At 72.4% G+C, this 13,296-nt stretch carries 10 protein-coding genes; 7 read left to right on the top strand and 3 right to left on the bottom strand.

Going from position 1 to position 13,296, the window contains the following annotated elements; genetic code table 11:
• The first annotated feature begins 19 nt into the window (after nt 1-19).
• Both JOE53_RS11930 and JOE53_RS11925 read left to right on the top strand, forming a co-directional pair.
• Complete coding sequence (locus tag JOE53_RS11930) at nt 20-2,020, top strand: glycoside hydrolase family 32 protein (protein WP_204947847.1); 2,001 nt, start codon at nt 20-22, stop codon at nt 2,018-2,020.
• An 89-nt stretch (nt 2,021-2,109) separates the two neighbouring features.
• Nucleotides 2,110-3,084, top strand: a complete 975-nt coding sequence (locus JOE53_RS11925) for a LacI family DNA-binding transcriptional regulator (RefSeq protein ID WP_204947846.1) — start codon at nt 2,110-2,112, stop codon at nt 3,082-3,084.
• 1 nt (nt 3,085) lies between these two features.
• Here JOE53_RS11925 and JOE53_RS11920 read toward each other — a convergent pair whose 3' ends face one another.
• Genes JOE53_RS11920 through JOE53_RS11910 form a run of 3 tightly spaced genes read right to left on the bottom strand, consistent with a single transcriptional unit; the run spans nt 3,086 to nt 6,968 of the window.
• Nucleotides 3,086-4,774, bottom strand: coding sequence for a glycoside hydrolase family 32 protein (locus JOE53_RS11920; protein WP_204947845.1), 1,689 nt, complete (start codon nt 4,772-4,774; stop codon nt 3,086-3,088).
• A complete protein-coding gene (locus tag JOE53_RS11915) occupies nt 4,771-5,901 on the bottom strand; it encodes a hypothetical protein (RefSeq protein WP_204947844.1) in 1,131 nt (376 codons plus the stop codon). The genes JOE53_RS11920 and JOE53_RS11915 overlap by 4 nt, the downstream gene beginning before the upstream one ends.
• A complete protein-coding gene (locus JOE53_RS11910; protein WP_204947843.1) occupies nt 5,901-6,968 on the bottom strand; it encodes a choice-of-anchor L domain-containing protein in 1,068 nt (355 codons plus the stop codon). Before JOE53_RS11910 ends, JOE53_RS11915 begins: the two co-directional genes overlap by 1 nt.
• A 251-nt stretch (nt 6,969-7,219) precedes the next feature.
• Here JOE53_RS11910 and JOE53_RS11905 point away from each other — a divergent pair, with 251 nt between their 5' ends.
• The 5 genes from JOE53_RS11905 (at nt 7,220) to JOE53_RS11885 (ending at nt 13,226) form a co-directional block, all read left to right on the top strand.
• Nucleotides 7,220-8,827, top strand: coding sequence for a glycoside hydrolase family 68 protein (locus JOE53_RS11905; RefSeq protein WP_204947842.1), 1,608 nt, complete (start codon nt 7,220-7,222; stop codon nt 8,825-8,827).
• 81 nt (nt 8,828-8,908) lie between these two features.
• Nucleotides 8,909-10,441 (top strand): PTS transporter subunit EIIC, encoded by a 1,533-nt coding sequence (locus JOE53_RS11900; RefSeq protein ID WP_204947841.1) that lies wholly within the window; start codon nt 8,909-8,911, stop codon nt 10,439-10,441.
• A complete protein-coding gene (gene rlmN, locus JOE53_RS11895) occupies nt 10,438-11,679 on the top strand; it encodes a 23S rRNA (adenine(2503)-C(2))-methyltransferase RlmN (RefSeq protein WP_204947840.1) in 1,242 nt (413 codons plus the stop codon). The genes JOE53_RS11900 and rlmN overlap by 4 nt, the downstream gene beginning before the upstream one ends.
• 39 nt (nt 11,680-11,718) lie before the next feature.
• Nucleotides 11,719-12,732, top strand: a complete 1,014-nt coding sequence (locus JOE53_RS11890; RefSeq protein ID WP_204947839.1) for an aldo/keto reductase family protein — start codon at nt 11,719-11,721, stop codon at nt 12,730-12,732.
• A gap of 17 nt (nt 12,733-12,749) precedes the next feature.
• Nucleotides 12,750-13,226: an NUDIX domain-containing protein gene (locus tag JOE53_RS11885; RefSeq protein ID WP_204947838.1), complete on the top strand. Its 477-nt coding sequence runs from the start codon at nt 12,750-12,752 to the stop codon at nt 13,224-13,226.
• Nucleotides 13,227-13,296: the final 70 nt, after the last annotated feature.

The following is a 13,296-nucleotide window of genomic DNA, read 5'->3' as shown; positions in this document are numbered from 1 at the left end:
ACAGAAGGAGAAGGATCCGATGACGCATCCCGCCCTGCCCGCTCGCCGCCGCGCGCTCGCGGCCGGTCTCGCCCTCGCCCTCGCCGGCTCCGCGGCCCTCGTCGCGGGGCCGGCGGCGGCCGAGGACGACGCGCCGAGCCTGCGCGCCCGCTATCACTTCACGGTGCCGGACCACTGGATGAACGACCCCCAGCGGCCCGTCGTGATCGATGGCGTGCTGCACTACTACTACCTCTACAACGCCGACTACGACGCGAATCCGCGTGCCAACTTCGGCACCGAGTGGCGTCTCGCGACGAGCGCCGACGGCGTCGCGTTCGCCGATCAGGGGGTCGCCGCACCCAAGGGCACGAACGCCAACTACGACCTCTGGTCGGGGTCGGCGGTCGTCGACCATGCCGGGACCGCCGGGTTCGGCCCCGGAGCCGTCGTGATGCTCGTCACCCAGATGGACCACCCCACCGCCGCGCAGAAGCTCGACGCGTCGGGCCAGCAGGCCCAGTTCCTCTGGTACTCCGTCGACGGAGGCCGCACCTTCCGCCCCGACGGCGACGAGCCCGTCATCCCCGGGGACGGGCGACGGGACTTCCGCGATCCGAAGGTCGTGTGGGACGACGAGCGCCAGCGCTGGGTCGCCCTCATCGCCGAGCGCGACCGGGTTTCGTTCTACACCTCGCCCGACCTGCACCGCTGGACGCGCACGGGCGAGTACGTCAACGCCGGCATCGGCACGATCGAGTGCCCGGACCTCTTCCGCCTTCGGGCCGACGACGGCACGACCCACTGGGTCATGGGCGTCAGCGCGAACGGGTACGCGACGAACGAACCCGCGACCTACGCGTACTGGACGGGCTCGTTCGACGGGTCGACCTTCGTGCCCGACGTCGCTGCGCCGCAGTGGCTCGACCACGGGTTCGACTGGTACGGCGCGGTGACCTGGGAGGACCCCGCCGCACCGCTCGAGCGCCGCCTCGCGATCGCCTGGATGAACAACTGGGACTACGCGCACGGCGCCCCGACCTGGCCGCGGGACGGATTCACCGGCACCGACTCGATCACGCGCGAGATCCGCCTCGCCCGTGCCGGTGCCGGCTACAGCCTCCTCTCCGCTCCCGTCGACGCCCTCCAGGACCACGCGACGCACACGACGGCGCTCGGCGACGTCCGCGTCGACGGGTTCACCGAGCTCGCCTACCGCGGCGACGCGTACGAGATCACGACGCGCATCTCGCGGCAGGACGCGGACAACGTCGGGTTCCAGCTGCGGCGCTCCGCGGACGGCAGCCGGCACGCCGACGCCGGCCTCACCCGCGACTACGCCTACCTCAACCGGGCGCAGACCGGGCGGCCCGACTCGTGGAAGGTCGAGAGCCGCACGCCCCTGGACGACGCCGACACCGTGGAGCTCCGCATCCTCGTCGACCGCACGACGATCGAGGTCTTCGTCGGCGACGGGCGCTACACGCACTCGAGCCAGGTGTTCGCGCCGTCGGGGGACCAAGGCCTCGCCCTCTACACCTCGGGCGGCCCTGCGGTGTTCCGCGATCTGCGGATCACCGAGTTCGCAGACCTCGCGCAGCGTCCCGCGCGCCTCCTCGCGGACTTCGAGGGCGACACGTGGGGCGCGGGGTGGACGGCCACCGGCTCCCTCGCCGGGATCGGTCCGACGGCGAGCGATCTGCGCGGGCAGGCGGGCGCGCGCGTGGCCGACACGTTCGCCGGGTCGGACGCCGCGACCGGCGTCCTCACGTCGCCGCCCTTCACGATCGACCGGAACGCGCTGCACTTCCTGATCGGGGGAGGGTGGCATCCGCTCGGCGTCGAGCCGGCGACATCGGTGCAGCTCCTCGTCGACGGCGTGCCCGTGCGCACCGCGACCGGCGACGACTCCGCCGATCTCCGCCCCGTGACGTGGGACCTGCGCGACCTCGCCGGGAAGACCGCGCAGTTCCAGATCCTCGACGACGCGACGGAGGCCTGGGGGCACCTCATGGTCGACCACGTCGTGCTCAGCGACTGAGGAGGAGGATGCCCCGATGGGCTAGCGTCGAGGGTGCGCGCGGGAGATCGGCCGGATGCCCGCGCGCACCGATGCCGGGAGGGGACGACGTGGCCAGGCCCAAGCTGCAGGACGTCGCCGCCCGGGCGGGCGTCTCGGTGACGACCGTCTCGCGCGTGCTCAACAACCGCGGCTACCTCAGCGACGACCTGCGCCGTCGTGTCAACGCCGCGATCGACGAGCTCGGCTATCGCCCCGACGCGATCGCGCGGTCGCTCATCGGACAGAAGTCGGGTCTCGTCGGCATCGTCGTGCCCACCGTCGCCGACCCGTTCTTCGGCGAGCTCGTCTCGGCGATCGAGCGCTCGCTCGCGGGGCACGGATACAAAGCGCTCCTGTGCGACTGTCAGGAAAATGCCGCCCGGGAGGCGGAGTACCTCGATCTCCTGCAGGCCAACCGCGTCGACGGCATCATCACCTCGACCCACAACCGCGAGGTGGCCGGCTACGACCGGGCCGAGCTGCCCATCGTCGCGGTGGACCGGCGGCTCGGTGCGCACATCCCCGTCGTCCGCGGCGACAACCGGGCCGGCGGCCGCCTCGCGACCGAGCACCTGATCGCCCGCGGGGCGCGCGCACCGATCCTCCTCACCGCCACCGACCACCCCGGCAACGACCGGGCGACGTCGTATCGCGAGGTCATGACCGCGCACGGGCTCGAGCCGCGCGTGCGCGCCTACGGGTACGCGACGCCGGTCGAGGATCGCCGAGCGCTCGTGGAGACCTGGCTCGCCGAGACGGGGGCCGACGGCGTCTTCGCGACCGACGACCTCACCGCCATGATGGCGCTGGAGTGGGCGCACAAGACGGGCCGCCGCGTGCCGGAGGACGTCCGCGTCGTCGGTTACGACGGCTCGGCGGCCGTCCGACAGGGCGTTCCGGGTCTCACGACCATCGGGCAGCCGATCGAACGGCTCGGTGCGCGGGCGGCGCAGCTCCTCGTCGACCGGATCGCGGCGCCGGATGCCGAGACGGCACCCGAGCCGCCGCTTCCGGTGGCCCTGCGGGTGGGCTGGACGAGCTGACTCAGTCGGTGATGGCGAGGGCCATCGGCGACAGCGCGAGCGCGGTGATCCGCACGGCGGCGCCCGTCGCCTCCGTGGTGACGCGGGGGGATCCCACGGGGTACATCGCGCTCGTCAGCGATGAGCCGTCGCCGAGGAAGACCTCGACGCTCGAGGCGTCGACGAGGATGTCCATCGTGACGATCTCCGCGTCGGCGCCGCCGGAGCGCGCCGACGCGTCGGCAGCGGGCGGCGACGGATCCGTCTGCGGAGCGCGGTACACCTCCGGGAACCGTGCGGCGACGCTGTCTTCGCGGACGATGAACGCCGCGCCGCGATCGGCGTCGTAGCCGACCGTCACGGCGTCCGCCCCGCTGTCGCCGAGCCGCAGCCGCAGCTCACCGGTGTCGGGGCGCTCGAAGCTCACCCGCATCCGGTACGCGGGCGAAGACGGCTGGAGCGCGAGAGGCGCGATCGCGCCCGGTGCGATGACATGCGCCGATGCCGACTCGGCATCCCCCTCCAGCGTGCGCAGGGCATCGACCGGGCGCGACCGCAGTCGAAGCCGCCCGTCGACCTCGGTCAGGGTGATGCTGCGGGTGACCGACAGCGCTCCTCCCTGCCAGTCGCGGGTCGGCAGATCGCGGGCGTAGGCCCAGTTGTTGATCCATCCGAGGGCGTGCCGTTCCGTGAGGCGGTCGGTCTCGGAACGGGTGGGGTCGTCCCACGTCACGGCGGCATAGAAGTCCGCACCGTCGTCGAGCCACTGCGGATCGGCGTCGTCGGCCGCGAAGCGGGTGCCGTCCCACGTGCCCGTCCAGTAGGCGAGACCGGTGCTGCGTCCCTCGATCCGTCCGCCGTCGCTGCCGTCGGCGCTCGCGGCGAGCACCCACGTGCGCCGTCCCGTGTCGGGGTCGACCATCTCGAACAGGTCGGGGCATTCGAGCAACCCCAGGGTCTCGGAGGAGAAGTCGGAGACGTAGGTCCAGGACAGGAGATCGGGAGAGGTGTAGAAGCCGAGTCGTCGCCCCTCGGCGAGCACCATCACCCATCGCCCGGATGCCTCGTCGCGGATGATCTTCGGGTCGCGCCAGTCGACGACGCCCGGGTTCTCCATGACGGGGTTGCTCGGCGCAGGCTGGAACGTGTAGCCCCCGTCCGTGGAACCGAAGACGGACTGCCGCTGCACGCCGTCGTCCTGCTGGGTGACGACGGCGATGACCGCGCCCGGACCGAATCCGGCCGTGCCCGCGGCGTCGACGACGGCGCTGCCGGTGAGGATGTCGCCGAGCCCGTTGCGGTACTTCTCGATCGCGACGCCCTCGTTCTTCCAGTGCACGAGGTCGTCGGAGGTGGCGTGGTACCACTCGGTGCCGTTCCCGGTCGGGTAGTCGGCGTTGTAGAGGTAGTACAGGTGCCAGAGCCCATCGACGAAGATCGGGCGCTGCGGGTCGTTCATCCAGTGCGCCGGCGGTGTCACGTGGTAGGAGGGGCGGAATGGGTCCCACCCGGCGGGGCGGTCGAACACGCGGACGTCGGCGGGCGACGATCCGCTCGGGCTCGCCGTCGGCGCGGGCGCGGACCGGTGCGAGAGCGACAGCATCAGGACGAGCACGCCGACCACGACGGTCGCGATCCCGGCGAGCAGCAGGACGAGGATCGTCCTGCGCGGGGAGCGGGTCGGACGCGTCGGGTCGGTCGGGTTCGTCATGCGGTGTCGCCTCCTCGGTCGGAGCGGCGTCGTGCGCCGCCCATCGCCGTCGCGCCCGCGATGAGCGTCAGGACGCCCGCCACGGCCATCGCACCGATCCCCGCGTCGTCGCCGCCGGTCGTGGCCAGGCGCGGCGGGGTCGGAGTCGGGGTGCCGGTCGGCGTGTGGGTGGGGGTCGGCGTCGGGGTGGGTGTGGGGGTGGGGGTCGGTGTGGGGGTCGGCGTCGGCGGCTCGACCGGTGCGAGGACGGGGCGCAGGGTCGTGAGGCGATCGAGCGCCGCCGGCGTCGTGCGCGAGGCGGTGACGCGCGCCGTGTTCACGGCCTCGTCGGTCGCGCTCGGGACGTCGGCGGTGAAGCGCACCTCGAGGATCTCGTCGGTCGAGACCGGTGTCACCGATACGGTCACCCCGGAGATGTCGCACGTGGCCGCGACGCGCTCGGGCGCGACGGGCGCGAGATCGACGAGGTATCCGGTGTCGGGCGCGGTGCGGGTCGTCGAGCGGACGGTCACTCCGGCCGCGCAGTCGACGACGGCTCCCGCCGGCGCGGGGTCGGTGACGGTGACGACATCCCACGGTCCGCGCGGAGTCTCGACGGTCCAGGCGACGCGCGGCTCGCCGGGAATCCAGGCGCCGTACTTGACGGCCTGGCCCCGGTCGACGACGCCGTGGAACGCGCCCGGGACGTCGCCCGGGGGAAGGGTGCCGACGACGGTCAGGTCGGTCGAGGCGGTCGTGCCGGGGGTCGTCGAGTCCACGGTCGTGATGATCGCCCGGCCGGAGCGGCTGGCCGGGTCGGCGGCCGCGTCGAGGAGGACGATCGAGAGCGTGCCGTCGGCGGCGAGGGTCGCCGCACCGATCAGCGCACCGCTCGACGAGATCCAGCGGCCGTCGGTGAGCACACCTCCGGCGTGATCGGGGAGCGCCAGGGTCACGGTGTCACCCGGGCGGGCGTCGGAGGGAAGGCTCCACACCGCGTCGGTGGTGGTGATGCCGGCCTCCACCGTGGTCGCGGTCTGCGCCGTGAGGTCGGCGCCTGCGGCACCCCACGCGGGGGTGCCGCAGGCGACCACGCCGGCGACGAGCAGCGCGGACAGACCGAGCTGCAGGGAGCGGGCGGTGGTCATCACGATCCGTCGGCCTCCGTGGCGGAGCGGCGGCTGCTGCGGAGGACGAGTCCCGCACCGGCGGCGGCGAGGAGCGCCCCACCGGTGATCGCACCGATGAGCAGGCCGCTGTCGCCGCCCGTCCGCGCGAGCGCGCCGGATGCCTGCGGCTGCGTGCCGGTGCCCGCGGCGCCGGCCGGGGCGCCGGTCGTGCCGCCGCCCGCGGCCGGGTCGGAGCCGGTCGGCGACGCCGTCGGCTGGACGACCGCCGGGGTCGAGGCGATCCCGCTCGCGGCGAGCAGGAGCGTCGTGTCGAGCTGGCCGTCGACCGTGTCGCCGACGGCGGCCACGATCGTCGTCTCGACGCCCGGCTGCACCGCGACGGTGCAGGTGAGCGCCGTCGTGTAGGCGTTCATCTCGGTGGCGTGGGAGCCGTCGAGGTTGCTGACGAACGAATCCGCGTGCGAGGTCTCGTTGATCGTGCGGATGCCGGCGGGCTCGCCGCCCACGACGGAGCAGAGCGTTCCGTTCACGAAGATGCCGAGAGCGTCCGTGTAGTCCCGCTGCGCCCAGGTCGGGTACTCCTCGCTGCCGAACTGGTAAACGATTGACAGAGTGTCGCCCGCCGGGACGACCGTGAGGGCGACCTGCGCGGCGTCGTACGTGGTCGATCCGGTGAGGGCGGTGAGCTCGGCGGAGCCGACGCCGCCGAGGTCGCCGGTCGTGGTCGCCTTCGTGTTCGTGCCGGTGAGCGACGACGCGGTGAAGTCGACGTCCGCCGCCGCGGCGGGGTCGGCCGCGCGCAACGAGCCGGTGCTGAGGGCGAGGCCGGAGCCGATCGCGGGGCTCAGATCGAGGCCGGAGAACGCGCCGACCTGCACCTCGCGCCCGTGGACGAGCTGGGCCGACACCAGGCGCACGTTGTCGCCCATGAGAGCTGCGGCGGCCGTGTCGAGGGTCGTGGTCTCGAGGGTCCGGACGTCGGAGGCGGCCGACGCCGAGGCGGCGACCAGCGGGACGGCCAGTGCGCCGAGCGCGATGCCGGCCAGGAGGGCGCGGCGTGGCCGCGACGGGTGGGAGGGGTACATGTCACTCCTTGACGGGGTGGGGTGCGAGCGGGCGGCGCGTCGTGCGCGCCCGCGTCGCTGCGTGGAAGGGGGAGCGGGCGGGATGCCCGGAGAGGTGGACCACGGGGGACTCGTGAGGAGGCCGCCAGGGGGAGTCTCACAGACGGCGACCCGATATGTCAAACGTTTGACAGGAACAGCGCGTGTGTCGTAGCCTCCTCGACGAGAGCCCCCGACCACGCCGTGCCTCCCCCTCCAGAAAGCAGACAGACGTGACCACCACCACGCGCACACCGCGGCGCCCCCTTCGGCGGCCGGCGGCGATCGTCGCCGCGGTCGCCACGGCCGCGACCCTCCTCGCCGCATCGCCGGCCTCGGCCGCGGTCGAGCCCGAGCCGGTTCCCGGCTTCCCCGCGCCGACCTCCCACAGCCAGCAGGCCTACGACCCGACCGACGACTTCACGGCGAAGTGGACCCGCGCCGATGCCCGCCAGATCGCCGCGATGAGCGACCCGACGGCTCCGTCCCGCGCGAACTCCCTTCCCGAGGAGTACACGATGCCGACGGTCCCGAAGGACTTCCCGGACATGAGCAACGACCAGGTCTGGGTCTGGGACAGCTGGACGCTGACCGACGGCAAGAGCGACCAGCCGAGCTTCAAGGGCTGGGAGGTCGTCTTCTCGCTCGTCGCCGACCGCAGCCTCGGCTTCGACGACCGCCACACCTACGCGCGCCTCGGCTTCTTCTACCGCAAGGCGAACGTCGCCGAGCGGCCCGCGAACGGCGGCTGGACCTACGGCGGGCACGTCTTCCCCGACGGTGCCTCCGGGGCGATCTTCGAGGATCAGTCGTTCAGCCACCAGACCGAGTGGTCGGGCTCGACGCGCATCTTCGACGGCAACAAGCTGCGCATCTTCTACACGGCGGTCGCGTTCTACCGCAACGAGGACGGCAGCAACCGCAAGCCCTACGACCCGCGCATCGTCCAGAGCGAGGGACGCATCTTCGCCGACGAGAACGGCGTGTGGATGAGCGGGTTCCGCGACCAGCACGACATGCTGCAGGCCGACGGCACGTACTACCAGAACGGCGCGCAGAACGAGTTCTTCAACTTCCGCGACCCCTTCACCTTCGAGGACCCGGCGCACCCCGGGAAGACGTACATGGTGTTCGAGGGCAACACCGCCGCTCCGCGCGGCGAGCGCGTCTGCACCGAGGACGACATGGGCTACCGCCCGGGCGACCCCTACACCGAGACCGCCGACGAGGTGATGGACCGCGGGGCGCACTACCAGCTCGCGAACGTCGGTCTCGCCGTCGCGGACAACGCCGCACTGACCGAGTGGACCTTCCTGCCGCCGATCCTCTCCGCGAACTGCGTGAACGACCAGACCGAGCGTCCGCAGATCTACATGAAGGACGGCAAGTACTACCTGTTCACCATCACGCACCGCAGCACCTACGCGGCCGGCGTCGACGGCCCCGAGGGCGTGTACGGATTCGTCGGAAACGGCATCCGGAGCGACTTCGAGCCGGTCAACCGTGGATCGGGCCTCGCGCTCGGCAGCCCGTCGAACCTGAACTTCGCGACCGGCTTCCCGTACGCGCCGGACGCGAACCAGAACCCCGGGCAGTTCCAGGCGTACTCGCACTACGTGATGCCGGGCGGGCTCGTCCAGTCGTTCATCGACACGATCGGCACGAGCGACGACTTCGTCCGGGGTGGCACGCTCGCCCCGACGGTGAAGGTCGACATCTCCGGGTCGAACGTCACGGTCGATCGCTCGTACGGCACGAACGGCCTCGGCCAGTGGGCCGACATCCCGTCGAACTACGCGCACGACATCGCGGCCGCGGCCGACCCGCGCCCCACGCGGTAGTCATCCGCACCAGGAAGGACCCCCGGGCCTCGGCCCGGGGGTCCTTCGCATCCCGCTCCGCACTGGATACGCTGACCCGAGATGGAGCGGCATGGAGCGGGGCCGGACGAGAGCGCGGCGGACGAGATCCTGAGCGCGCTCGGCGGCGCGGGCAACATCGCCGTCTCCACCCACTGCGCCACACGCCTGCGCATCACGGTCGTCGACGTGCGACCCGTCTCGACCGGGCGGATCGCACAGGTGCCGGGGGTCCTGGGGGTCGCGCTCGCCGGCGCGCAGGTGCAGGTGGTCGTCGGGCCGGGGGCGGTCGCCGCGATGCACGCCGCCGTGGAGCGCCGCCGGATCGCGGGTGCGGGCGACGCGGACACCGGCCCGCCCGCCCCTCCCGCGCCGCCCGCGCCGCCGCGCGCCGCGCGGCGATCGCTCCGCAGCCCCCGGTGGCTGCTCCGTCCCCTGCACGTGCTCATCGACATCGTCACTCCGCTGCTGCCCGTGTTCGTCGCCGGCGGGATGCTCCTCGCCCTCCACAACCTCGTGAGCGCGCCCGGCGTGTTCGGCCCCGATCCGATCGTCGCGATCGTGCCGTGGCTCGCCGGCCCCGCCGCGCTCCTCGGCATCATCGGGATCGGCGTCTTCGCGCTCCTGCCGGTCCTCATCGGCTTCTCCGCCGCGGGGCGCTTCGGCGGCTCGCCCTACCTGGGGGCGGCGATGGGAGCGGCACTGGTCGCGGCCCCCTTCCTCGTCGACAGCGGAGCCTTTCCCGCGCTCCGACTGCAGGGCGGCGGCAGCTGGACCCTGGCCGGGATCGACGTGCTCGGGGTCGACTACCGCGGCACCGTCGTCCCCGTCATCGTGATCTCCGCGCTCCTGGCCGCGATCGAACGGGCGCTGCGTCGCCGGCTGCGCGGAGCGACGGCGTTCCTCTTCACCCCGATGCTGACGCTGCTGCTCACCGGTGTGCTCGCCTTCCTCGTCGTCGGCCCCGCCGCACGCCTGCTCGGCGACGCGTTCGCCTCGCTCGTCCAGCTCGTCTACGACTCCGCGGGGGTCGTCGGGGGAGCGCTCCTCGGCGCGCTCTACCCGCTCCTCGTCGTCACAGGGCTGCACCAGAGCCTCGTGTCGCTCGAGCTCGGCCTCATCGGCGGAGGCGGGTCGTTCATCTTCCCGGTGGCCGGCGCGTCCAACCTCGCGCAGGCGGGGGCGTGCTTCGCCGTCGCGCTCCTCGCCCGCCGGAGGTCGCGCCTGCGCGCGATCGCCGGCGGCGCGGGCATCCCCGCGTCCTTCGGCATCGCGGAGCCGGCGATCTTCGGCGTCAACCTGCGCCTGCGCTTCCCCTTCATCGCGGCGATCGCGGCATCGGCCGTCGGGGGTGCGCTCCTGGCGTTCTGGCACGTCGAGGCCGTCACCCTCGGCGCCGCGGGAGTCATCGGGGTCGCCTCGATCGCGCCCGGATCCGGGGTGCGCTACCTCGTGTGCATCCTGATCAGCGGCGCGCTCTCCTTCGCCCTGACGTGCGGATGGGGGGTGGTGCGGCATCGCCCCGCGATCGACGCGGAGGCGGCCGGACCGGCGCCCGGTGATCCCCCAGCGGGCGCCGGTACCCTGGAGGCATGACGGAATCCGGCCGAGTGCGCACGACCACGACCCGCCAGGTGCGCCCGCGGACCGAGGGCTGGACCCAGAAGAAGGATGCCGAGGGGCGTCCGCTCCTGCAGTTCGCCGCCCCCAAGAAGGGCATGCCGCCGATCCATCTCGCCGACCTGACCCCCGAGGAGCGCGTCGAGAAGGCAAAGGAGCTGGGGCTCCCGGGCTTCCGCGCCGGGCAGATCGAGAAGCACTACTTCCAGCACTACACCTCCGACCCCGCCGAGATGACCGACCTCCCGGCATCCGGTCGTGACGAGCTCGTGCAGGCGCTGCTGCCGAACCTGCTCACCGAGGTGCGCCGGCTCGAGACCGATCGCGGCGACACCATCAAGTTCCTCTGGAAGCTGCACGACGGCGCGCTCGTGGAGTCCGTGCTCATGCGTTACACGGGACGCATCACGCTCTGCGTGTCGTCGCAGGCGGGGTGCGGCATGAACTGCCCCTTCTGCGCGACCGGCCAGGCGGGTCTCACCCGCAACATGTCGGCGGCGGAGATCGTCGAGCAGGTCGTCCGCGCGAACCGCCTCATCGCCGACGGCGGCCTCGGCGACCCGCGCCGCGTCGGACACGAGGACGAGCGGGTCACCAACATCGTCTTCATGGGCATGGGGGAGCCGCTCGCCAACTACAACCGCGTGATGCAGGCGGTGCGCACGATGGTCGACAAGAAGCACGGGCTCGGCATGAGCGCGCGCGGGATCACGGTGTCGACCGTCGGTCTCGTGCCGGCGATCACCAAGCTGTCGGCCGAGGACATCCCGGTCACCTTCGCGCTGTCGCTCCACGCGCCGGACGACCACCTGCGCGACGAGATGATCCCGATCAACTCGCGCTGGAAGGTCGACGAAGCCCTCGACGCCGCGCGGGCCTACTTCGACAAGACCGGCCGCCGCGTCTCGATCGAGTACGCCCTCATCAAGGACATGAACGACCACGCGTGGCGCGCGGACCTCCTCGCCGAGAAGCTCAACGCGCGCGGGCGCGGCTGGGTGCACGTGAACCCGATCCCGCTGAACCCGACCCCCGGATCGGTGTGGACCGCGTCGGAGGTCCCGGTGCAGAACGAGTTCGTCCGACGCCTCAACGAGGCGGGCATCCCGACCACCCTCCGCGACACCCGCGGCAAGGAGATCGACGGCGCCTGCGGGCAGCTCGTCGCGACGGAAGAGGACCGCGAGGTCGCCGCCACCGTCCCCGTCGACTGACCCGGCCCCCGCGCCCCGCCCGGCGGGTAGCGTGGGGGGATGGTCAACTATCGGTACCTCGGCAACAGCGGCTTCAAGATCTCGGAGATCACGTACGGCAACTGGGTGACCCACGCGTCGCAGGTCGGCGACGACGCCGCGATCGCCACGGTGCACAAGGCGCTCGACCTCGGCATCACCTCCTTCGACACCGCCGACGCCTACGCGAACACGGCCGCGGAGGTCGTGCTCGCGAAGGCCCTCCAGGGTCAGCAGCGCGAGAACCTCGAGATCTTCACGAAGGTCTACTGGCCGATCGGCCGCAAGGGTCCAAACGACACCGGGCTCTCGCGCAAGCACCTGATGGACGGCATCCACGGCTCGCTCCGCCGGCTCGAGGTGGACTACGTCGACCTCTACCAGGCGCACCGCTACGACTACGAGACGCCGCTGGAAGAGACGATGCAGGCCTTCGCCGACATCGTCCGCCAGGGCAAGGCGCTCTACATCGGCGTGAGCGAGTGGACCGCCGAGCAGCTGCGCGACGGCTCCGCCCTCGCGAAGGAGCTCGGCTTCCAGCTCGTGTCGAACCAGCCCCAGTACTCCGCGCTGTGGCGCGTGATCGAGGACAAGGTCATCCCCGCCTCCGAAGAGCTCGGGATCTCGCAGATCGTGTGGTCGCCGATGGCGCAGGGCGTCCTGACGGGCAAGTACCTGCCCGGGCAGCCGGTGCCCGCCGGGTCGCGCGCGACCGATGAGAAGAGCGGGGCGAACTTCATCAAGCGGTTCCTCCGCGACGAGGTGCTCGAGGCCGTCCAGAGGCTGACGCCGATCGCCGAGGAGGCGGGCATCACGGTGCCCCAGCTCTCGCTCGCGTGGGTCCTGCACAACCCGAACGTCTCGGCGGCTCTCGTCGGCGCGTCGCGCCCCGAGCAGCTGGAGGACACGGTCAAGGCCTCCGACATCACCCTCGACGACGCGACCTACGCGGCGGTCAACGCGGCGCTGCAGGACGTCGCGGTCACCGACCCGCAGGAGACGTACTCGGTCTCGCCCGCCTCGCGCCCGGCCTGAGCGCGGCACCGCGACCCATGGCGGTGGCGAGCGCCGGCATCCTGCTGTACCGGGTCGATCCCGACGGCGGGGTGGCGGTGCTCGTCGCCCATATGGGCGGTCCCTTCTGGGCGCGCAAGGACGCGGGTGCGTGGTCGATCCCGAAGGGCGAGTTCGACCCGGCCGTCGAGTCGGCGCGGGACGCCGCCGCGCGGGAGTTCCGCGAGGAGCTGGGCGTCGACCCGCCCGACGTTGCGTGCACGGAGCTCGGCACCTACCCCTACGCGTCGCGGCGCAAGACCGTGACGGTCTTCGCCGCCGACGGTGCCGGGTTCACGGCATCCGGCTTCGTGTTCGGGGAGTTCGAGATGGAGTGGCCGCCGCGGTCGGGCATCCTGCGATCGTTCCCGGAGGTCGACCGCGCCGAATGGATGCCGGTCGACGCGGCCCGGCCGCGCCTCGTCGCCGGTCAGCGGCCCGCCCTCGACGCCCTGCAACAGTTGCTCGGGCGGTAGAGGTTCCGCCTCGGTCGGGTGGCCTCCCCGTCGCCCCGCCCAGGCGGAACCCCGCCACCCCGTCACGGCG

The sequence above is a fragment of the Microbacterium laevaniformans genome, from assembly GCF_016907555.1.
GTDB classification, from domain to species: Bacteria; Actinomycetota; Actinomycetes; order Actinomycetales; family Microbacteriaceae; genus Microbacterium; species Microbacterium laevaniformans.
This window is presented reverse-complemented; position numbering and strand designations above follow the sequence as displayed.

Coding starts and splice junctions, on each gene's coding strand:
- JOE53_RS11890 (WP_204947839.1), top strand. CDS start 11,719: ATGGTCAACTATCGGTACCTCGGCAACAGCGGCTTCAAGATCTCGGAG.
- JOE53_RS11900 (WP_204947841.1), top strand. CDS start 8,909: ATGGAGCGGCATGGAGCGGGGCCGGACGAGAGCGCGGCGGACGAGATC.
- JOE53_RS11915 (WP_204947844.1), bottom strand. CDS start 5,901: ATGACCACCGCCCGCTCCCTGCAGCTCGGTCTGTCCGCGCTGCTCGTC.
- rlmN (WP_204947840.1), top strand. CDS start 10,438: ATGACGGAATCCGGCCGAGTGCGCACGACCACGACCCGCCAGGTGCGC.
- JOE53_RS11910 (WP_204947843.1), bottom strand. CDS start 6,968: ATGTACCCCTCCCACCCGTCGCGGCCACGCCGCGCCCTCCTGGCCGGC.
- JOE53_RS11930 (WP_204947847.1), top strand. CDS start 20: ATGACGCATCCCGCCCTGCCCGCTCGCCGCCGCGCGCTCGCGGCCGGT.
- JOE53_RS11920 (WP_204947845.1), bottom strand. CDS start 4,774: ATGACGAACCCGACCGACCCGACGCGTCCGACCCGCTCCCCGCGCAGG.
- JOE53_RS11885 (WP_204947838.1), top strand. CDS start 12,750: ATGGCGGTGGCGAGCGCCGGCATCCTGCTGTACCGGGTCGATCCCGAC.